Origin of the sequence: Prosthecobacter sp., from assembly GCF_044226605.1 — a bacterium.
In the GTDB taxonomy this organism is placed as follows: domain Bacteria; phylum Verrucomicrobiota; class Verrucomicrobiia; order Verrucomicrobiales; family Verrucomicrobiaceae; genus Prosthecobacter.
Map to the genome: position 1 here is coordinate 195,817 of NZ_JBGAGS010000004.1, position 21,465 is coordinate 217,281.

Here is a 21,465-nt window from a genome sequence, read left to right on the forward strand (position 1 = left end):
GAACCCACCCTCACGCCATGGGTGCCACACGAGACGACTTTATCAAATACCCCCGCACCCCTCACCTGTTTGGTTCGAAGGGCACGGAGGACGACCGCCATATGGGGGCAAAGGATTCGGCGGCGTTTATTGCCAATCCGTCCTTGATCGTGGAGGAGAAACTGGATGGCACAAACGTGGGCATCCACTTCACAGGCGCAGGGCGCCTGGTGCTGCAATGCCGCGGGCATGAGATCACGGAGGGCATGCACCCGCAGTATGATCTCTTCAAGCAGTGGGTGGCGGTGAAGCGCCCCGTGCTGGAGGGCATGCTGGCGGACCGCTTCATCCTCTTCGGAGAATGGCTGTATGCGAAGCACAGCGTCTTTTATCGGGCGCTGCCGCACTACTTCTTTGAGTTCGATATCTATGACAAGGAGGCGGGCTGCTTCCTCTCCCTGGAGCGCCGACTTGATCTGCTCGAAGGCACCGGCGTGCACACGGTGCCGGTGGTGCACACGGGAGCGGCGAAGCATGAGCGACTGCTGGAGATCATCACGGAATCAGCCTTTCGGGCAGAGTTTGAAAATCCGCTGACAGGTGGCACGGACGCGCGCATGGAGGGCCTGTATCTGCGCATCGAGGCCAATGGGGAGGCCACGGGGCGCGCGAAGATCGTTCGCCCTGAATTCGTGGAGAAGGTGAAACAGAGCGAGCACTGGCAGCACCAGCAGATGGTGCCCAACGTGCTCGCGGAAGGCGCTGACATCTGGTCATGAAAAACTGGAGCGACGTGCTGAAGGCGAGCGATGCCGCCATTTTCGACTGGGCCGGAAAGCAGTCCTGGGCCGGGCCGATGCGCCAGTGCATGCAGGACGCCCATTGGCATGCAGAGGGAGATGTGTGGACGCACACGGGCATGGTGTATGAACAGGTCACGCGGCTGGCGGACTATCCGGACCTGAGCCGGCTGGAGCAGATCATGCTGCTGTTTGTGGCTCTGCTGCACGATGCTGGAAAACCAGCCACAACCATGCTGGATCCTGAGACAGGCCGCACGCGCTCACCCAAACACTCAATCGCGGGAGCTGCGATGACACGCCACATTCTGCGTGAACTCGACTGCGACCTGCCGACGCGAGAGCACATCGTCAACCTCGTGCGCTATCACGGGCGGCCGCCTTATCTGCTAGAGTCGCGCGATCCCGAGCGCAGCGTCATCCAGCTTTCCAGCCTGCTTTCGAATCGCCTGCTCTACCTCTTTGCCCTGGCAGACACGCGCGGCCGCCATGCCGAGGAAATGTCGCGGCCGGAAGACACGCTGCATCTCTGGCGGGACACGGCCCTGGAGCAGGGTTGCTTCACCGCAGAGTATGCCTTTGCGAATGATCAGGCGCGCTTTCTCTACCACCGCGATGAACTGACGAGCCTCCATTACACACCACACGAGGAGCCACGCTGCACCGTCACCATGATGAGCGCCCTTCCCGGGGCTGGCAAGGACTCCTGGCTGGCCAGGGAGCGGCGCGGGCTTCCCGTGGTGTCGCTGGATGCCGTGCGCGAGGAACTCGATGTCTCCTCCACCGACAACCAAGGCCAGGTCATCCAGGCTGCGAGGGAGCAATGCCGCGGGCACCTGCGCGCTCATCGCGACTTCGCCTTTAATGCCACCAATCTGACCACCTCTCTGCGCAAACGCTGGATCGACCTCTTTGCCGACTATAATGCCCGCATCGAGATCATCTATCTTGAGCCGCCTTTGACCACCATCCTGAAGCAGAACAAAGCTCGTGAAGCCGACGTGCCCGAGAGGGTGATTCATCGACTGCTCGCCAAGACGGAAGTACCCACGCTTGCCGAAGCCCATGCACTCACGCTCACCGGCAACCCGTCTTGACCTCTTGACCACACCTTGACGGCTTGACCACACCTTGACCGCTTGACACAAAAAAGCGGGGCCTGCTTTCTTTCGAAAACAGGCCCCGCCGTAGGGTTCACTTACCTTTTGACCAGCTTCGCCTTCACCGACTCCGGCACCACTTCATAGGAAGCAGGCACCATGGAGTAGCTGGCGCGGCCACGGGACATGCTGCGGATGGCTCCCGCATAACCAAACATCTCCACCAGCGGCACTTCGGCGAGGATTCCCGCCTCGGTTCCACGATGGTCGATGTTCATGACACGGGCACGGCGGCGGTTCAGATCGCCCAGGATGTCTCCCTGGTGCTCTTCTGAAACGGCGCACTCCACCTGCATCACGGGCTCCAGCAGAACGGGAGCCGCCTGACGCACAGCTTCGCGGAGGGCTTCTCCGGCAGCCATGCGGAAGGCCTGGTCATTTGAGTCCTTCGCATGGAAGGCACCATCGACGATGCGCACGCGGACATCCACCAGCGGACTGCCGGCCAGAGGTCCGGCCACAGTTGCTTCGGCGATGCCACGACGCACCGCGCCCATGAACTGGGCCGGAATGGTGCCACCGATGACAGCGTCTTCGATGGCCACACCTGCGCCACGCTCCAGAGGCTCCACGACGAGCCGCACCCGCGCATACATGCCTGAGCCACCGTTTTGCTTTTTGAGCAAATGGTCGGCCTCAGCAGCCTGCGTGATGGTCTCGCGACACGCGATCTCCGGTGCGCCAGCGATGGTTTCGACGCCATGCTCGCGCAGCAGTTTCTCGCGGATCACTTCCAGATGCAGCTCGCCCATGCCGGAGATGAGACACTGCCCCGTCTCCTCATGAGTGCGCACACGGAACGTGGGATCCTCATCACTGAGTCGTCCCAGAGCGGTTGCCAGCCTGGACTGGTCGGCGGACTTCGCAGGCTCGATGGCCATGCTGACGACGGGTTCAGGGAACACCGGCGGCTCCAGCATGATCACGTGGTCCTCCAGACACAGGGTGTCCCCCGTGCTGAAGTCACGTAAACCTGTGACGGCGCAGATGTCGCCAGCCTGAACGCTTTCGAGTTCATCCCGGCGGTCGGCAAAGACACGGAGCAGCCTGCCGCAGCGCTCGGTTTTGCCGAGCCGCGGATTGAGAAGCGAAGCGCCCTTCTGCAGCGTGCCTTGATAAACACGCACATAGACCAGACGCCCCGCCTGCGGATGGCGCACGACTTTGAAAGCCAGTGCTGCAAACGGAGCCTCGATGGCCTGCGTGCGCTGCACCTCGGCAGGAGCAGGCAGGAAGTCCACGATGGCATCCACCAGCGCTGACACGCCGATGTGCTTGTACGCACTGCCACCGATCACAGGCACAAAGTGCCCGGCGATGGTCTGACGACGCACCGCAGCACGCAGCACCTGCGCAGGCACGGGCTGGCCTTCGATCCACAGCGCGGCGATCTCATCATCCAGATTGGCAAGCGCTTCGATCAGCTCGCGCCGCGCCGTTTCCACTGCAGAGAGCCATTCCTCAGGAAGGTCTTCCACAATGAATCCGGCGGGCGATTCTGCATTCGTACGCAGTGCACGCTCGTCGATGATGTCGATCTGTCCGCGAAGTGCGGACTCCGCGCCCCAAGGCAGCAGCACAGGCCAGGCATTTGCGCCCAGCTTGGCACGCAGTTCATTCACCACACGGGCAAAGTCCGCCCCCTGGCGGTCCATCTTATTGATGAACGCCACACGGGGCACGCGATAGCGGTCCGCCTGTCGCCAGACGGTTTCGCTCTGCGGCTGCACACCGCCCACACCGCAGAACACGGCCACAGCACCATCGAGCACGCGCAGGGAGCGCTCCACCTCGGCCGTGAAGTCCACGTGGCCGGGTGTGTCGATGATGTTGAGCCGGTGCGGCTGGCCCGCATGCAGGCGCGTCAGTCCTTCCACCGGACGCTGCGTCCATGCACAGGGCGCGGCTGCGGAGGAAATGGTGATGCCTTTGTCCTTCTCGATGTCCGAGAAGTCCGTGGTGGTATTGCCCTCATGCACATCTCCGCACGCATGGATGGCTCCTGCGTAGAAGAGAATGCGCTCGGTCAGCGTGGTTTTGCCAGCATCAATGTGGGCCGCGATGCCAATGTTGCGGATGCGGCCGGTGTCAGTCGTATTGAGTTTCATAAGAGTCAGAGGTTCGGATTCGGAACGCGCTGCTCCCCGGTGGATATGAAAAGGCCCTGATGCAGACTGGCGGCATTCAGGGCTCCCGGGGATAGCAGCAAACTCTGACTTCTGTCCTCTATGACATAGTCATCCCGAGCCCTGGCCGTAGCCGGGCTGAAGAAACTATTTTGAGAACGCGGGGTGTCATAAGACGCGGTTATGACATAACATACGCCTTGAAAAAGTCAATGGCTGCACCAGCCTCCGGTCCCAAACCAAACCAGGAGGGCCTTATGCAAAACAACATTGATCAATACGAACAGGCATCCTTTTTTCGAACGCTCCAGCAAGCGTCGTAAAGGCTACCCCAGCGAAACACGCGTCAAACGCGGCGTGCGCATCGTCCACGGAGACAAGTGGCTGGAAGAGAAACTCGGCCGCGAGGATCTCTGCCCCTGCGGTTCCAGCCGCCGGTTTCAAGAACTGCTGCCTTGCCGCAGGCCGCTACGAAGGCGCGGAACGCCACCGCTTTTTTCCGTGAGTGAATGAAGCGTCGCAAGAGCGCTGCCTGTTGTCTTTGACGACAGGCAGCAAGTCTCAAGGCACTGCATTACGTTCCCTCAAGAACCTCCGTCCACTCCTGCATGTGTCGGTCCCAGGTGAGCGCCTGGACAGTCTCACGTGCAGCCGTGGAAAGGACCTGCCATGTGGTGGCATCATAGGCGAGAGCCTCCTGGATGCGGGCGGCGAGTTCCTTGGGCTGCTGCGGGTGGTAGAGCATGAGGCCGTTCTCGCCATTGCGCACGTGATCGACGGCACCGTCCATGACGGAAACGATACCGGGGAGACCGCATGCCATACTTTGCAGGACGGTGTTTGAAAACGCATCATACTGCGTGGGATGCACAAACCAGTCGGCAGACTGGTAAAGCTCCACGAGATCACTCGTGACCGGCACGGCTCGGATGCGTGAGGCGACGCCAAGGTGGTTGATCTTGTCGCGCAGCGTGGGGCTGAGGCTCTTGCCAACAATCCAGAGCGTAGCGTCAATCCTTGCCAGGGCTTCCAGCAGTGGCTCCAAGCCGCGTCGGCGGTGACTGAGGGAGACGAAAATGAGAACGGGCTTTGCTGCATCTGTTTGCAGCTTTCTGCAGATGATTTCGCGAGTGTTCGCACGGTTTTCCGCCGGTTTGAAGAGGTGGGTTTCCACCGGTGGAGAGATGATGCGATGGCGTTCGCCATCGCTGCCGTAAACGCCCTGCAACTGGGCGGCTACGCGCGCGGAGCTGGAGATGAACTGCTTTGTTTCCCGGCGGGTGTAAAGGCGGCGCTCAAGGTGGAGTTCGTAGAGGTGCTTGACGCTGAGGCGCTGCCAGAGGGGGAGCAGATTGCCGTAGATGCGGTGGCATCCGGTTCCATTCCTGTGGATGTCCTGCATGCAGGTGCGACCAAATGCGATGCTGAGATCCGCATCCCCAACAGCACGTGGGGCGAGGCGGTTGAAATGCCACATGCGCATGGTGGCGGAGCCGCGAATGCGGGGCTGGAGTTCCCAGCGGCCCGGGAGGGTGGCGCCGATTTCCGGGGTGGTGAGGGAGGTGATGTAGGTGAGTTCGTGGCCGGAAGCGGAGAGGCGTTTGGCGAATTCGATGAGGTAATTCTCGACGCCGGAGCCGCGGATGATCTGGGGATGGATGAGGGCCAGTTTCATCTTATTGCTTCTCCCTGCGCTCTGCTTCGCTCTCATACATGCGGCTGTAGCGGTCGAAGGTGAAAAAAGCGGTGGCGGCGGCGATCCATAGGCCGGGAAAACCGTCGAGGAAGCCGAGTTTCAGGAGGTAGGCGCGGGTGAAGCGCCACCAAGGGCGGAAGAGGGTGTGAAGCAACGACCAGCGTTTGTGCTTGTTTTGCTGCGTTTGGAGGAAAACGTTGGAATATTGGGCGTGCTTGACGAGGTAGTGCTGGATGTTTTTGAAGGAGTAGTGCAGGAGGTCGCCCTGGAGGGTGGTGCAGGGGGCGGCGACGTTGAGGCGCTCGTGGACCTGGCCTCCACCGTCTGCAATCCATTGACTTTCAGTGCGTCGGAAGAGGCGGATTTTGCGGTCGGGGTACCAGTCGCCGTGATGAATCCAGCGACCCATGAACCAGACGAGGCGGGACATCCAGGCTCCGTTGAAGCGGTTGTCGTCGCCGTTTTGGAAGAACTTGTGTATCGAATTCCGCAATTCCGGGGTGACTTCTTCATCACAATCGAGCGCCAGGATCCAGGGCTGGGAGCATAGGGTGAGGCAGTGATTTTTTTGGGCGGTGTAGCCGAGCCAGTCCTGATGGATGAATCTGGCACCGAACTCGGCGGCGATTTCGGCGGTGCGGTCGGTGGAGCCGGAATCGACGATGACGATTTCCTCAGCGAGATCGACCACGCTGGCGAGACAGCGGCGCAGGTTTTCCTCCTCGTTGAGAGAGATGATGGAGATCGAGAGAGGCAGGCGGGTCATGCGCGGTGCGCGATATTCGCGAATCCGCCGCCGGTGCCAAGCACGGAAATCAAACGACGGAGAGAGAGACGGCGGCGTTGTGGCCGCCCATGCCGGAGGCGAGCTTGATGATGCGGTCTCCTGGACTGAGTTGAAGGGGGGCGTTGTTCAGGGGCAGGCCGCAGGCAGGCGGGGTGAGGCCTGGGAGGGTGTCGGGGAGGCAGTGTTCGGCCATCAGGGGGGCGAGCAGGGCGACGTCGAGGAGGCCGCTGGCGCCGAGAGTGTGGCCAGTGTGGGGCTTGAGAGGCAGGAGGGGGACGTGGCGGCCATCGAGGGCACGGAGGAGGGCGGGTGGCTCAACACGGGCGTGGTTGAGGGTGCCGGTGGCGTGGGGGCAGAGGGCGACGACTCTGGCGGGATCGCCCGCATCAATGGAGGTGCGGACGCAGGATTCGATGCCGCCGCCGTCGGCGGGGATCATGAGGGTGTCGTAGGCGTCGCTGTTGGCGGAATAGTGTTCGAGGCGGCAGAGGCCTGATTTGTCGCGTTCCAAGGTCAGGGCGACGGCTGCTTCGCCGGGGAAGAAGCCGCTGGTGCGCGGAGAGAAGGGATCGTTGACGTTGTTAGTGGAAAGGAGGCCGGTTTCCTGGAAATCTTGAAGAAGGGCGTCGATGAGAGGGAGATCGACGGCCACGACGAGGGCGCGGGGGGCGGCGCCGCTGGCAACGGACATCCAGGCGAGGCCGAGGGCATCGAGACCGGAGGAGCAGCCGTTGGAGATCATCTGCCAGGGGCCACGGATGCCGAGTTCGATGCTGACAGCGGCAGGTATTTCGCAATGCATGGTGTTGCTGGCACTGAACTTGCGCAGGGGTCGACGCCATGCATTTTCCCCCAGTATTTCAGCCGCATTTCCACGACTGCTGGCACCATAAAGCCAGCAGCCGCGCACTTCCTGCGGGCTCCAGCCAGCGCGACGGACGGCGGATACGGCTGCCTGCAGGGCTGCATTGCTGGCAGCGCCATAGCGGCGGCCTTTCAGCGGTTCACGTGATGGAAACGCGCCCACAGGAAGCGAGGCGAAGGAGGCACCCAGGAGGGGGCCGGGCAGGGCCAGCCCGCCACGCCGGGCGCGCAGCGCGGTGAGGCAGTCCTCCACCCGCAAGCCAAGAACACAGGCCGTCTCCACGGCTGTGATGAACACAGATTCCATCATGACTGATACAGCCGCAAAACCCACCCAACGCAACCTCCTCGCCAAAAATCACTCACACCAAACTGACAAAAAATAAGCAACCGAAAGATTGACACTCAAGTTAATAGACAGCTATATTTTAAATCTCATGTTAAGGCAAATCATTGGACAACCCGAAGGGCAAAAGGAAGACAGGCGTTCCGAGGTTCACGCACCGGCTCCCGCGGCCGAGCGCGCCCCAATTCTCTCCACCGCATCCGCTCCCGCTGCACAACCCCAACGCTCACATCAAGCTCCCGTCATGACCACCAGTAAAAACGTTCTCGCCAACGACGTCGAAATCAAAGGCTCCATCAAGTTCTCGCACGACCTTATCATCGACGGCAAGATTGAAGGCGAAGTCATTTCGGACGGCAGCCTGACGGTGGGTGAGAACGCTCTGATCAAGGGTGAAGTGAAAACCCGTTCCGTCATCATTTTCGGCAAAGTCGAAGGCAACATCACCGTCCAGGAACGCTGCGAGCTGAAGAGCAACGCGATCCTCGTGGGCGACATTGCCGCAGGCACCCTTGCCATCGAAGAAGGCGCTACCTTCATGGGTCAGTCCCAGGTCGGTAAAAAGTCTGACTCCAAGCCAGCGTTTGGCGGTCCAAAACAACCTTAACTTATCACCTGAGTGTTCAGGCGGCTCTTCGGCGCGAAGACCAGCATCCTTCCCACACCACCTAAGAATCAAATCGAAGTGGTGTGCCCTTCTTGTGGCGCGGCTCAGTATGAGCCGCTGGAGAAACGCCGGGTGATCGCCTCGGCGGTGACACGTTCGGGGGCGGGCATGGGCGATGACTGGGCGAAAGAACAACCTCCGGCAAGCCCGCCTGCGGCCAAGGCTGCAGAACCGGTGAAGCAACCGGCTGCGGAACCCGCGCCCGAGAGCAAACCGACTCCTGCTCCGCCACCGACTGCGGCGGATGGATTTGGCGCCTTTCTGCAAAGTCAAAACCTGCCGCCACCTCCGGATGCGGCACCGCCCGCGACCAAGCCGGCACCTGCACCTGTGGCGGCTGTGGCACCCGCGACGGAGCCTGCGATGCAGGAGAACAACGCTGCGAGCATGCGGCGGCCGCAGTCCAACTCCCCTCCCCCTACGCCTGCACCTGCGCCGCAAACGGCCACTTCGCTGCAGAAGATGAAGGAGCAGGGCATGTACCGGAACCAGTATTTCAAGGACGCGGAGTGCTTTGACTGCGGCCACAAGTTCAAGACCGGGCGCTCTGCGAAGTCTGCCAACTGTCCGGCCTGCGGTGCGTATATTTCGCTGGAGGATGTGGAGATCAACATGACCTCCACGCAGGCGGTCAAGACACGTGGAGACGTGCTGATCCGCAAGCGCGGACGTCTTTCGGCCAGCAGCGTGCAGTGCCGTGACCTGGCCTGCCAAGGGATCATTGAAGCGAATGTAACGTGCTCCGGTGACGCGACTTTCCGGACGACGGGAAGCATCATTGGAGAAATCCGCTGCCACCGCTTTGTGGTGGAGAAGGGTGCGGATGTGGCCTTTCTGAACACGGTGCATGCGAATGAGGTGGAGATCCAGGCGCGTGTGACGGGAACGATTTACAGCAGCGGCCCGGTGCTTATTGGCAGCAGCGGTTCTGTGAACGGCGATGTGACGGCACGATCGGTGTCGATCGAGCCCGGAGGTGAACTGAACGGGGCGATGAACATTGTGCGTGGAAAGCAACCCCCGCCTTCGATGGCTCCTGCGCCTGTGGCCTGAAGAAAGGATGAAGCATGAACCAGGTGCGCGTCATGAAATTCGTGGCAGCGGCTTTGGCGACGGCATCGCTTGTTTTATACGGCTATTTGTTGAAGACTGCTTTTTTCGACAAGCTGGTTTCGACGAGGCCTGCGGCGGCTCATGAGCGTTCGGCTTCGGGTTCACGTTCGGCTTCTATTTCTACTCCGACATCACCTTCAACATCCACCTCCAAACCTCCTTCAGCAGGTGCATCCCGAGAACCGACAGGCGAGCCGAAGGCCGCACCGCGTGCTGCTGAGAAGGCCGACGCGGCGGACGCGCTGTCGCTGATGGAGAAGGCGGAAGCTTGGATCCGACCGGCCATGCAGATCATGACTCACCAAGAAATGCCCCTGCCCTACCCTGCACCGCCGGATGCGAGGAAGTGGCAGAGCCTGAGCGGAGAGCAGCGGGTGAGTGATGTGCGGAAGCGGCTGCTGCCTCGGCTGAACGAGGAGCTGGCGTCCACGCAGTGCAAGCTGGGGCAGCCAGTGTTTGTGCGCATTTTCAAGGAGAGCCGTGAACTGGAGCTGTGGCTGCAGGCGGAGAAGTCGGAGTGGCGGCTGTTTCGGCGTTATCCGATCGCGTGTTTTTCAGGGAAGCTGGGGCCGAAGACAAGGGAGGGAGACATGCAGGCACCGGAGGGTTTTTACCAGGTGTCCCTGAAGCAGATGAATCCGGCGAGCCGGTATCATCTGGCCTTTAATGTGGGGTATCCGAATGCGTATGATCTGGCGCAGAAGCGGACGGGGAGCCTGATCATGGTGCATGGGGACATCTGCAGCGTGGGGTGCTTTGCGATGACAGATGCGGTGATCGAGGAGATCTATCTGGTGGTGGAGGCGGCGGTGAAGAAAGGTGGGAGTGTGCCGGTGCATTGTTTTCCGTTTCGGATGACGGAGGAGAGGATGAAGGAGGCGGAGGCGGCACATCTTCATTTTTGGCAAGGACTGGTACCGGCGTATGAGGTGTTTGAGAAAGAGCGGAGGGTTCCGGGAGTGAAGGTGGTGGATGGTAAGTATGTGGTGAGATGAGGACGGGGCCGGAAGAGTTGGCCGAAAGAGGGAAAAAAGGGAAAATGTCGAAGGGGAGTGAAGGTAGAAAAATTAGGGGTAGAAAAATTTCCCGGAGGTTCTGAGAGGGGACTGTTTGATGCGGGGGCGCGGGGGGAGAGGGAGGTTGAGGGACGTGCGAGCCGCACAGAGGACTGTGCGGACCACTATGGGGTGGGTGGATTGTTTGTTGGGGGGAGAATTATGGGATAGACCGGACAGGCGGGACGCCTATCCTTCGAGTTATGCGTGCGCTGACTCTTACTGCTGCCAGGACTTTTGAATGGACGACTCTGCCGGAGGCGGAGGGGCCGGGGGTGGGTGAGGTGTTGGTGGGGATCAGGGCGATTGGGATTTGTGGGACGGATTTCAGCGGGTATCTGGGGAAGATGCCGTTCATTGAGTTTCCGCGGATCCTGGGGCATGAGCTGGGGGTGGAAGTGCTGGCGATGGGGGATGGGGTGACGAATGTCGCTGTGGGGGATCGATGCTCGGTGGAGCCGTACTTGAACTGTGGGACGTGCCACTCGTGCAAACGTGGGAGCACGAACTGCTGTGAGACGTTGCAGGTGCTGGGGGTGCACTGTGATGGGGGAATGCGGGAGCGGATGGTGCTGCCGGCGCACAAGCTGCATGTGTGCAATGCGCTGGGGTTTGAACAGCTGGCGCTGGTGGAGACGCTGGCGATCGGGTGCCATGCGGTGAACCGGGCGCAGGTGGCGCCGGGCGATGAGGTTTTGATTGTTGGCGCGGGGCCGATCGGGCTGACGGTGCTGGAGTTTGCGCGGGCGGCGGAGGGGGCGATCACGGTGCTGGAGCTGAATCCGGCGCGGCGGCTTTTTGTGGAGCAGAATTATCCGGGAGTGCAGGTGGTGGCGACGGCGCCTGATGAGGCGGCGTTTCAGGTGGTGTTTGATGCGACGGGACACGCGGGATCGATGAGCGGGGCGCTGCGGTTTGCGCGATTCACGGGGAGGATCGTGTATGTGGGGATCACGAAGGAGCCGGTGGGGATTGATGATCCGCTGTTTCACCGGAGGGAGCTGACGCTGCTGGCGAGCCGGAATGCGGTGGCGTCAGATTTTCCGAGGATTTTGGGGATGATTCAGAGCGGGCAGATTGATACGAGGCCGTGGATCAGTCACCGGTGTGCGTTTGAGGAGCTGCCGGGGGAGATGGAAGGATGGCTGCTGCCGGAGTCGAGGGTGATCAAGGCGGTGGTGGGGATCTAATGACGAATGACGATATGGCATTGAGAGCCGGAATGGATGGCCTACGGAACACGCGGAAGACGCGGAAAAAGGGAGGTTTTGAATGGTGAAGATGAGGGTGGGCGAAAGGTGGCGTTGTTTTTTTGACGGCGGATTGACTGGATTTTGAGTGATGCAGGAGGTGCGAGCCGACCCGATGGAGAATTCGGGAAGGAGGGTGTTTGCGGAGGGATGTGATCGAGGACGAGTTCGAGTAGGAGGACGAGGACGATGTTGGATGGCGGAGGAGATGGGTGGGATGAGGGCTCTTCCGGACCGGCTAAAGCCGTTACTACAATACTAAGAGTTTTGGACTCGAGGCCGAGTTTCGGAAGCTCCGCACAACTCATTTGAGCTTGGTCATTCATTCGGCATTCTGAATTCGGCATTCGTCATTTGCCAGGTCTGCTCTACCATCTCGCCCACTACTGTTTACCAACCCATCACTCCCCTGCCCTTCAATCATGCCTACTCTTACTGTTCAGCCGCGTGCACGTCTTTTTCATGGTCATCTTTGGGTTTATGCGACGGAGATTCAGAAGCGGTTTGGGGATCCGAAGCCGGGGGATGTGGTGCATTTGCAGGATGTGAGGGGGAAGCCGCTGGGGAGTGCGATTTATAATCCGCAGTCGCAGATTTCGGCGCGGCTGTTTTCGTATCGGCGGCAGGACTTGGATTTGGACTTTTTCACGCGAAGGATTCAGCGGGCGCTGAAGGTGCGTGAGGAGTCGGGGGTGGATCTGACGCTGTGCCGCGTGGTGTGGAGTGAGTCGGATGGGCTGCCGGGGGTGATCGTGGATCGCTATGGGGACTTTCTGGTGCTGCAGACGCTGACGCTGGCGATGGAGCAGCGGAAGGAGCTGATCGTGCAGGCGCTGAATGAGGTGCTGAAGCCGCGGGGCATTGTGGAGCGCAATGAGGTGGCGGTGCGCAAGGCGGAGGGGATGGAACTCATGAAAGGAGTGATCAGCGGGGAGACGCCAGAGCCGTTTGTGGTGCGGTATCAGGGCAGCGCGTTTCATGCGGACCTGATCGAGGGGCAGAAGACGGGGCTGTATCTGGATCAGCTGGACAATTATCAGCAGGTGGCGCGGCTGGCGAAGGGTCGGCGGGTGCTGGACTGTTTTTCGAATCAGGGCGGGTTTGCGCAGGCCTGTGCGCTGGCGGGTGCGAGCGAGGTGACGGCGGTGGACATCAGCGAGCCGGCGACGGAGGTGGCGCGGAAGAATGCGGGGATCGCTGGGGCGAAGATCGAGTGCATCGCGGAGAACTGCTTTGATTTCCTGAAGCGGAGCGAGGCGGCGGGGGCGAAGTATGACCTGATCATCCTGGATCCACCATCGTTCACGAAGACGAAGAGTTCAGTGAAGGATGCGCTGCGGGGGTACAAGGAGATCCACCTGCGGGCGATGAAGATGCTGGAGACGGGGGGGATCTTTGCGACGTTCACGTGCTCGCACCATGTGAGCGCGAGCGAGTTTCACAGCAGCATCACGGATGCGGCGGTGGATGCGAAGAAGACGCTGCGGCGGGTGACGACGTACACGCAGCGGCCGGATCATCCGATTCTGGCAACGATTCCGGAGACGGAGTATTTGCGAGGGTATGCGTATGAGGTGGTGGCGAGCTGGTGAGCTGAGGTGTAAACGAGTGAATCCAACAGGGCTTCGCCATGAGTCAAAAAAAGCAGCCTCGATATTCATCGGACAAACCGATTTCCCGATTGCCCGAAGACAGGCTAGGACGAAGCTCATTTGCAACACGTCTAGCAAATGACATTGCAGCTTGGGATGGTGATAGCTCTTTAGTTATTGGTCTCTACGGTGATTGGGGAGTTGGCAAAACATCTCTAAAAAATCTTGTTCTCGCATCACTGAAAAAGCGGCGGAGTAAAATACCGATTTTGGAATTTAATCCATGGCAACTATCAGGCACCGGCGGAACCACAGAATTTTTTCTCAATGAACTCAAAATCACATTGGCGTCCAAAGCAGTTTCGGGCGAACAAAAAACGACTGAAGTGAGAGAGCGTCTATCGAGGTATTCTAAACGACTCGCCTTTGGAAGCGTCATGGGACGTATGTTTAGCCCTCTTTTTGCAGCTCTTGGGGAGCCCGAGGCAGCAATTAATTCGGCAGCAGCAGCCGAAGCGCTAAATCATGCAGCTGAAGTAACAAAATCAGGCGCAGAGACATTAGATGAACTCGATAAAGCGGACGACTCATCCCTCTTCGAATTGAAGAAGTCACTGGATGCATCATTGCGGAAAATGCAACGTCCGTTGCTTGTCGTAATTGATGACATCGACCGCCTGACGACCCGTGAAATACTCGACGTATTTCAACTCGTCAAAGTCAATGCAGACTTTCCCCAAATTATATACCTGATGCTGTTCGAAAGAAGTATAGTTTCAACCGCATTGGATGCTGTATCGGGTGGCCGTGGAGTTGAATTTTTAGAAAAAATTATTCAGGTTGGTTATCACATTCCAAAGGCATCCAGAGCATCAATTCAAAAAATTCTCTTTGAAAAACTCGATGAAATTCTGGCCAAGCCAGGCGTCCTGAGGCGCTGGAATGCTGATCGATGGTCACGAATTTACCTGGATGGTCTACAAGGCTTTTTTCGCAATCTTAGACACGTGTACCGATTCTTATCTTCGTTCGATTTTCATGTGCGCCAATTTCAGCATCTTAGCCATTTCGAAGTAAATCCTATCGATCTTATTACACTCGAAGTTCTGAGAGTCTTCGAACCAAAAGTTTTTGAAAGAATTTCCACATTAAAAACTCTCTTAACACGAGACACCGGAAAGTCTCTTTTTGGAGAAATAAAACAGGAGGAAATCGAAACTTCCATCAACGAACTGGTTCAACTGTGTTCAGAAGACAATCAAATGGCGCTCCGGCGCATCATCTCAGGCCTTTTCCCACCAACTAACAGCACTCATTCAGGCAAATACGGGGTGAGCGGTAGAGACTCCCAGGATTGGCTGCGAGATGCAAGGGTGTGCCACCCAAATATGTTTGAACGGTATTTTGCTCTTTCTGTTAGCGACGACGAATTTGCTCAAACTGAGTTGGATCAACTAATCGACGAGTCGAGTGATCATTCAAATTTTTTCAAACGTTTTAGCACTTTGCAGTCCAGAGGACTAATACATCTCGCCTTCGAGCATTTGGATGCCTGCAAGGAAATAATTCCTTTAAAGAATATGAGACCTTTGATTCAGGCACTTTCAGATTTGAGCGATTCGTTTCCTCCAAGAAGCCCAAGTATGTTTGACACGGAAGCGAAAATGAGGGCGGCGCGAATCATTCATTTTGGTCTTCTTCGAGAGAAAAATGAGCAGGAGCGTCTCAAAATTCTGATAAACGCTTTTAAAGAGTCAACAGGATCACTGTTGCCGGCACTTGTAACATCACTTCAAACCCGCCGACAAAAAGACGCCGAACAAGGTCAGGATTATCTAGTCAGCGAGAAAGATTGCGGCACATTGCGTGAAATATGCGTCCAGAAGATCGCCAAGATAGCCGCGAATGGGAAAATAATAACACATCCTCAAGCGGATTATTTGCTTTGGCGTTGGAAAGACTGGGATCCGTCCGGAGCAAAGTCATGGATCAAACAAAAGATCCAAAAGCACCAAGGGGCTCTTTGGCTAACAAATGTCTTACTTATTGAAGCACACGCACACGGGTCCAAAGTGACGGTTCGACATTTTGTAAACCTAAGTGATATCGAACAATTCACTGAAGTTGAGGCATTAAAATCGCAGCTAGATAACGTGGACTTAAAAAAAGCAACCGATAGAGAAAGAATAGCTGTTAAAGCGTTTCATGCTGCTGTGAAAAGGCGGTCTGAAGGAAAGCCGGATTCGGACGGCTTCGATCAAGATTTGGAATTTGCTTAAATAAGCAGCCCTCAAATTCTTACCGGTTACTTCAGGCAATAGAGAGCTTCGAAGTGAGCGGTATTTTTTTTGAAGATTGAAAATTCAATCTTTGATATTGACACCTGCGCCAACATGGGTTGAAATTTCAACCCATGAAGAAAATAGCGCATTTGAGCCGCCGTGAGCGGGAGATCATGGACCTCGTGTTTGCGCAGGGGGAGGCGACGTTGTCGCAGATTTTGGAGGGGATGGAGAAGGCGCCGACGAGGGCGGCGCTGAGATCGATCCTGACGATTCTGGAGGGGAAAGGACAGCTGAAGCATCGGCAGGAGGGGCGGGAGTTTATTTATGCGCCGGTGCACTCACGGGAGGAGGTGGGGAAGTCCACGCTGAGCCGGGTGATCGGGACGTTCTTCGGGGGGTCGCTGACGCAGGCGCTGGCGGCGTATCTGAGCGCTCCGGGGACGAAGCTGAGCGAGGGGGAGGTGGAGGAGTTGAGGGGGTTTTTGGAGAGGGCGAAGAAGGAGAAGGGCGGGAGGAAGGGATGAGGATGGGAGCGCTGGGATGAAGGGCCGGAGTTTTACAACGCAGCTCTGGAACGAAGTGGAAGCAGCCGAAGGCAAATTAGAAGACCGCAGAGATGAAGGACTGATTTTATGATTTACACACTGCTGACGCATGGGGCTATGACCAAGGGACGCTCTCGGAGAGAGAGGGCGAGCCTTGGGGGATGTGGGGAGTGGTCGGTGGATGCGGAGCGTGTGCGGCATCGGAGTGCCGCGGTCCCAAGGGGGACGGTTGAGCTTGGGGCTGATGCTTTGGATTTGAAGGCGATGATTTAACCACGAACACAAACACGAACGAGGAGACGAATGCTATGAACTTGGAATCGATCTATTCTTTTACGCCGGGGTGGCTGGTGGATGTGGGGCTGCAGGTGACGGTCATCATGGTGGTGGCGGGAGGGGTGGTGATGGTGTGGGGGAGATGGATGGCGGCGGCGCGGCGGCATTTTGTGATGGCTTGCGCACTGCTCATGATTCCAGTGGTGATGGGGTGCAGTTTTGTGGCGCCGGTGTGGCGGGTGTCCTGGGGTGAGAAGGATGGAGTGGGAAATGATGGGGCGATGGGGCCTGGCGGATTGATGACGATGGTGAATCTGGATTACAGCTGTGTGCGGCCGAGGATTGCCTCGACGGTGTCTGTGGCGACGGCGGGAGCGGCTGCTGAGGCGTCGCCGGTTTCTCCGCTGTGGTCGGTGCTGTGGCTGGCGGGGATGGGTGTAGGCGCGGTGGTGCTGGGATGCTCGGCACTGGCGCTGCGGAGGCTGCGGGTGGAAGCGCGAGTGGTGGTGGATGCGAGGCTGCGGCGCTGTTTTGAGGAGGAGGCGGAGGGTTTGGGACTGAGGCTGCCGGAGGGGTGCCTGCGGATGAGCGGGGCGTGTGCGGTGCCGATGACGTGGGGGATTTCTCAAAAGACGGTGCTGCTGCCGGAGGCGGCGGCGGAGTGGAGTGAGGCGCGGCTGAGGCTGGTGCTGCGGCATGAGCTGGCGCACATCGCGCGCGGGGATGTGCTGATTACTTTGATGACGACGGTGGCGGCGCTGCTGCTGTGGTTTCATCCGCTGGTGTGGGTGATGCTGCGGGCGTGTGGAAGGGCGCGTGAGGAGGCGTGTGATGATGTGGCGCTGGAGCGTAGCGGACAGAGTGCGGAGGATTTCGCGGAGGAGCTGCTGGCGGCGGTGGCGGGGCTGGGAGGTGGCGAGGGCGCATCGCGGGCCCGGCCGTGGATGCCGCTGGCGCTGGCCATGGCGATGGCGATGGCGGTGTCTGCAAATGCGAAGGCGATGCGGCTGAGGCTGACGAATCTGGTGCAGGCGGGTCGCGGACGATGCGGCTATTCTTTGATGCAAAAGGTGACGATGGTGGTGCCGATGCTGGGCGTGGCGTTTGTGCTGGCGGGGCTGAGTGCGTGCCGGAAGACGGAAACGACGGCGGGGGCGGCAGCGACGAACGAGGTGCCGAGGCAGATCCTGGTGAGGAGCCGGTTTGTGAGCATTCCGAAGGATTCGCCGGTGCTGGCGGAGGCGGGGCTGGTGCTGGATGAAAAGCAGCCGCCGGGGCTGCAGAGCCTGGGGCTTTTGAATGAGGAACAAACCAAGGAACTGCTGCGCAAGCTGAGCGAGCAGAAGGGCGTGGAGTTGATGAGCGCGCCCTCGGTGACGACGCGCAGCGGTGCGAAGGCGACGGTGGAGGTGGCGCGGGAGTTTATCTATCCGACGGAGTTTGATCCGCCGAAGCAGGCGACGCAGAAAGATCCGGTGATTCCCACGACGCCGACGGCGTTTGAGATGAAGAAGGTGGGGGTGAAGATGGAGGTGGTGCCAACGCTGGAGGAAGCCGGGAACCTCTTTCTGGAGGTAACCCCTGAGGCGACGAGCTTTGAGGGGTTCATGGACTATGGCGCACCGATCACGCACGAGGGCAAGGTGGTGTCTGAAAACAAGATTCAGCAGCCGATTTTTTACACGATGAAAACGACGGCGAGCTTTGTGATGAAGCCGGGGCAGAGCGTGGTGTTTGGAGGGCTGGGGAGCCCGGATGCGACGCAGCTGACGAGCCGGATGCCGAAGACGAAGGACCTGATGTTTTTCGTGATCGAGGCGGATGTGGTGGAGGCGGGGAAAGAGGTGGCGAAGACCAACGTCACGGCCGACGTGCGGGTGGCGGACGCCGCGGTGACGGTGGTGGGACAGGTGAAGCGCCAGGGGGTGTACGCTTTCAAACCAGGGATGACGGTGGGGGATCTGGTGAAAGAGGCTCAGGGGCTAAGCGAGCGGGCGGATGCGACGAAGGTGGAGCTGAGGCGCGGACCGAAACATGCTGCGCAAGCCACGGTGCTGGATCTTCCCAACGGCAATGCGAAGGTGCTGGAGGCGGGGGATGTGGTGACGGTGCCGGAGAAGTGAAGGGCTAGATCCTATCCTCGATGCTGGATACTGGATGGGATGGCTAGCGCGGGGTGGTGAGGGTTTGCGGAGCGGGGGCGGCATCGGAGTGCCGCGCTCCCAGGGTGGGTGCGGGCCTAGCGGGAGCGCCTGGTGGGTGGCGAGAACGCTGACCGACAGACAAGAGTGTCTGTCGTACTTTCCGGATGTCGTTGCTTCGCGCTCCTAATGCGTGAGGGCGTAGAAGACGATATTGATGCCGAGGGGGTAGGCGTGTTTTTCGGAGACGTGGGTGAAGTACCAGGGGTCGCTTTGCTCCTGCTCCCAGCCGTCGCCGAGGTCGTTGTTGAGGCAGATGAGCATGACCATGCGGCCGCGGTCGTCGAAGACGGCACGAAAACGCGGGGTAGCGGAGTCGGGGCGGATCTCATTGTGCATGTTGGTTTTGCCATGCTGGTTCATCTCCTGCCAATAGACGTTGCTGTGGATCTGGGGTGGTGAGGTGAGATTGAAAACGCTGTGGAAAATGGGGTGGTCGGGTTTTAGCTCGACGTAGTTGCGGTCGGGCCAGATTTTTTTGAATGAGGGGGCGAAGCCTTTCCACTCGTCGCCGCCCCAGAAGTCGTCCATGAGGATGAAGCCGCCATTGAGCATGTAGTCGCGGAGGAGGCGGGCCTGCTCGGTGGTGATGTCCATGTGGCCGGGCTCGGAGACGTAGAGGAAGGGGTGGCCGCGGAGCTGCTTTTCCTCGATGTCGATGATGGTGGGACAGGGGTTGACCTGGACGGAGGTGAGCTGGTGGAGGCGGAAGGAGAAATTGAGATCGGCTTCCGGATAGTCGGCGGTCCAGCGGCCGCCGCGTCGAGTGGGATAGCGGAGGCGGGTGAAGGTGAAGACGTCTTTGGGGAGCTCGGCGGAGACTTGCCACAAGGGAGTGTTTTGGCCGAAGTGGCGCCAGCCTTTGAACTGCCGCGGGTCTTCTGGAAAGTGGACTTCTCTGCCATGGTAAAACATGGGGATGAGGGGTGGCGCTTCCTCGGAGAGGAGCGGTGTGCCGAGAAATAACGCTAGGCAGGTCAGCATGCGTTTTAAGAGATTCATGGCATGCGTTTTACCCGAGGGAATGGGGGCAAGGCGATCTCTTTTTTTGGGGAGAAAGCAGTTCAGAGCTTTAGCTCGCTCTGGGGTGGGTGACGTGCTTTCCAGAGTGAGCTAAAGCTCACGAGTACTTTTCCGGGGCGAGCTAAAGCTCTGTACTACTTTAGCTTGTTGACGGTGTAGTAGGCCATGCGGTGCCAGAGTGGGGTGCCGTCGGTGGATTTGAGCTGGGGGAGTTCGAACTCGTGGACATAGCCGGGGCGGAGTTCGGTGCATTTGACTTCGAGGGTGAGGAAGTCGGGGCTGAGAGTGGCGCTTTGGATAGTGAGGGGCTGGGTGTCGAGCTCTTCGCCGCCGTATTTGCTTTGGAAGGGGTAGGTGTAGCTTTTGCCGGTGAGGTCTCCTAGGCTGGCTTTATCGACTGGGAGGGTGAAGGTGAAACGGAAGCCGGATTTGGTGAGCTCCATTTTGCGGACTTCGAGCGGGGTCTTCTTGGTCCAGACGATGCGCTGGAGGCCGAAGGGGCGATTGCCTTTGCTGTTCCAGCCGCGATTGGACTGACCGACGATGAGGGAGCCGTCGCGGAGGAAATTGAGGGCGAGGGCGGCGCATTGGAGGCCGTCAATAAATGGAAAGCAGGCGCCTTGGTATTCGCCGCCGACTTTTTCGAGGAAGACGCGGTTCACGCCGGAGAGGACGAATTCGCCGAGGAACATCTGCTTTTCAAAGGGGCCGAATTTGCCGGGGCTGAGATCGCAGGCGATGCCGGTGCCGCTTTGGCCCATCTTGACGTAGGGGAGCCAGACGGCGGCAGGGGTGTAGCCCTGCACGGTCTTCATGGCTTCGGCGACGGTGATGCCGTCGGGCTGCTTGGTGGCGATTTTGACGGGAGACTCGGGGCGCTGGGCGTCGGGGATGGATTCGGCGTGGGAGAAGTAAGCGCCTTTGCGGGCGTGGAAGAGCGGGGTGGTGGGGATCCAGTTGCCCTGCTGATCGGTGATGAAGATGTCGCCCTCGGCGTTTTCGCCGATGCCGCAGGGGCTGCGGAATCCGGCGCACCAGGGTTCGAGTTTGCCGGCGGTGGTCATGCGGACGACCCAGCCGCGCCAGAGGGGATGCTTTTCTTCATCGCCCGCGCCTTTCCAGGCTTTGCCCATGCTGGAATTGAGGGAGGTGTAGAGATTGCCTTCTTTGTCGAAGACGGGACCGTAGGCGTATTCGTGGTAGGCACCGGAGACGCCCCAGCCGGTGGAGGCGCAGAGATACTCGTCGGCTTTGCCGTCGCCGTCGGTGTCGCGGAGCTTGGTGACTTCGGAACGCTGGGTGGTATAAAGTGCTCCATCATGCCAGGCGAGGCCGAGGATTTCGTGGAGGCCGGAGGCGAAAAGGCGGAAGTCGGGCTTGGCGGGGTCGGTGGGATTGTAGGCGATCCAGACTTCGCCTTTGCGGAGACCGACGGCCAGCTTGCCATCGGGGAGGACGGCGATGCCGCTGGCTTCGAAGTTGACGCCTTTGGGGGACTCGTAGGTTTCGATGCGGTAGTAGGCCGACTGGTCCTGGGCGTGAGCCGTGGTGGCGAGGAGGAGCAAGGCAGCGGCATAGGATGCTGCTTTGCGATAGGACGCCAGACGCTCGGACATTCGGCGAGCTAAGCGGGTGACAGACCAAAGCGGTGTCGCCGAGGCAAGACTGCGCTTGCCTCTCTGCCACCGCACTCCAAGACG

17 protein-coding genes are annotated in these 21,465 nt (G+C 59.3%); 11 read left to right on the forward strand and 6 right to left on the reverse strand.

Features of this window, described 5'->3' with window-relative positions; genetic code table 11:
• Positions 1-17 precede the first annotated feature (17 nt).
• Together ACILSO_RS06855 and ACILSO_RS06860 are read left to right on the forward strand one after the other, a co-directional pair.
• On the forward strand, positions 18-758 hold the full coding sequence (locus ACILSO_RS06855) for an RNA ligase family protein (RefSeq protein ID WP_395736634.1): 741 nt from the start codon (positions 18-20) through the stop codon (positions 756-758).
• The gene (locus ACILSO_RS06860; protein WP_395736635.1) at positions 755-1,876 is read left to right on the forward strand and encodes an AAA family ATPase; all 1,122 of its coding nucleotides are present in this window, start codon (positions 755-757) and stop codon (positions 1,874-1,876) included. Before ACILSO_RS06855 ends, ACILSO_RS06860 begins: the two co-directional genes overlap by 4 nt.
• 101 nt (positions 1,877-1,977) lie before the next feature.
• On the opposite strand, the gene fusA is transcribed toward ACILSO_RS06860, so the two are convergent.
• From fusA to ACILSO_RS06880, 4 genes are all read right to left on the reverse strand, one after another.
• Positions 1,978-4,047: an elongation factor G gene (gene fusA, locus ACILSO_RS06865; protein ID WP_395736636.1), complete on the reverse strand. Its 2,070-nt coding sequence runs from the start codon at positions 4,045-4,047 to the stop codon at positions 1,978-1,980.
• Between the two features lie 592 nt (positions 4,048-4,639).
• Complete coding sequence (locus ACILSO_RS06870; protein ID WP_395736637.1) at positions 4,640-5,740, reverse strand: glycosyltransferase family 4 protein; 1,101 nt, start codon at positions 5,738-5,740, stop codon at positions 4,640-4,642.
• A 1-nt stretch (position 5,741) separates the two neighbouring features.
• The gene (locus tag ACILSO_RS06875; RefSeq protein ID WP_395736638.1) at positions 5,742-6,527 is read right to left on the reverse strand and encodes a glycosyltransferase family 2 protein; all 786 of its coding nucleotides are present in this window, start codon (positions 6,525-6,527) and stop codon (positions 5,742-5,744) included.
• A 49-nt stretch (positions 6,528-6,576) separates the two neighbouring features.
• A complete protein-coding gene (locus ACILSO_RS06880) occupies positions 6,577-7,722 on the reverse strand; it encodes a beta-ketoacyl synthase N-terminal-like domain-containing protein (protein ID WP_395736639.1) in 1,146 nt (381 codons plus the stop codon).
• Positions 7,723-8,002: 280 nt separating this feature from the next.
• Between ACILSO_RS06880 and ACILSO_RS06885 the strand changes: the two genes are divergently transcribed.
• The 9 genes from ACILSO_RS06885 (at position 8,003) to ACILSO_RS06925 (ending at position 18,664) form a co-directional block, all read left to right on the forward strand.
• Positions 8,003-8,365 (forward strand): polymer-forming cytoskeletal protein, encoded by a 363-nt coding sequence (locus ACILSO_RS06885; protein ID WP_395736640.1) that lies wholly within the window; start codon positions 8,003-8,005, stop codon positions 8,363-8,365.
• A 12-nt stretch (positions 8,366-8,377) separates the two neighbouring features.
• Complete coding sequence (locus ACILSO_RS06890; protein ID WP_395736641.1) at positions 8,378-9,478, forward strand: polymer-forming cytoskeletal protein; 1,101 nt, start codon at positions 8,378-8,380, stop codon at positions 9,476-9,478.
• A gap of 7 nt (positions 9,479-9,485) precedes the next feature.
• Positions 9,486-9,623: a hypothetical protein gene (locus ACILSO_RS06895; RefSeq protein WP_395736642.1), complete on the forward strand. Its 138-nt coding sequence runs from the start codon at positions 9,486-9,488 to the stop codon at positions 9,621-9,623.
• Positions 9,624-9,831: 208 nt separating this feature from the next.
• Entirely contained in the window at positions 9,832-10,533 is a 702-nt protein-coding gene (locus ACILSO_RS06900) for a murein L,D-transpeptidase family protein (RefSeq protein WP_395736643.1), read from the forward strand.
• Between the two features lie 263 nt (positions 10,534-10,796).
• Complete coding sequence (locus ACILSO_RS06905) at positions 10,797-11,783, forward strand: zinc-binding alcohol dehydrogenase family protein (protein WP_395736644.1); 987 nt, start codon at positions 10,797-10,799, stop codon at positions 11,781-11,783.
• A gap of 482 nt (positions 11,784-12,265) precedes the next feature.
• Positions 12,266-13,435, forward strand: coding sequence for a class I SAM-dependent rRNA methyltransferase (locus tag ACILSO_RS06910; protein WP_395736645.1), 1,170 nt, complete (start codon positions 12,266-12,268; stop codon positions 13,433-13,435).
• Between the two features lie 38 nt (positions 13,436-13,473).
• Entirely contained in the window at positions 13,474-15,714 is a 2,241-nt protein-coding gene (locus ACILSO_RS06915; protein WP_395736646.1) for a P-loop NTPase fold protein, read from the forward strand.
• Positions 15,715-15,848: 134 nt separating this feature from the next.
• Positions 15,849-16,244: a BlaI/MecI/CopY family transcriptional regulator gene (locus ACILSO_RS06920; protein ID WP_395736647.1), complete on the forward strand. Its 396-nt coding sequence runs from the start codon at positions 15,849-15,851 to the stop codon at positions 16,242-16,244.
• A gap of 329 nt (positions 16,245-16,573) precedes the next feature.
• Entirely contained in the window at positions 16,574-18,664 is a 2,091-nt protein-coding gene (locus ACILSO_RS06925) for a M56 family metallopeptidase (RefSeq protein WP_395736648.1), read from the forward strand.
• A gap of 204 nt (positions 18,665-18,868) precedes the next feature.
• Here the strand turns inward: ACILSO_RS06925 and ACILSO_RS06930 are convergent, their stop codons facing one another.
• Together ACILSO_RS06930 and ACILSO_RS06935 are read right to left on the reverse strand one after the other, a co-directional pair.
• Positions 18,869-19,744 (reverse strand): DUF4159 domain-containing protein, encoded by an 876-nt coding sequence (locus ACILSO_RS06930; RefSeq protein WP_395736649.1) that lies wholly within the window; start codon positions 19,742-19,744, stop codon positions 18,869-18,871.
• Positions 19,745-19,899: 155 nt separating this feature from the next.
• Positions 19,900-21,381 (reverse strand): hypothetical protein, encoded by a 1,482-nt coding sequence (locus ACILSO_RS06935; RefSeq protein WP_395736650.1) that lies wholly within the window; start codon positions 21,379-21,381, stop codon positions 19,900-19,902.
• Positions 21,382-21,465: the final 84 nt, after the last annotated feature.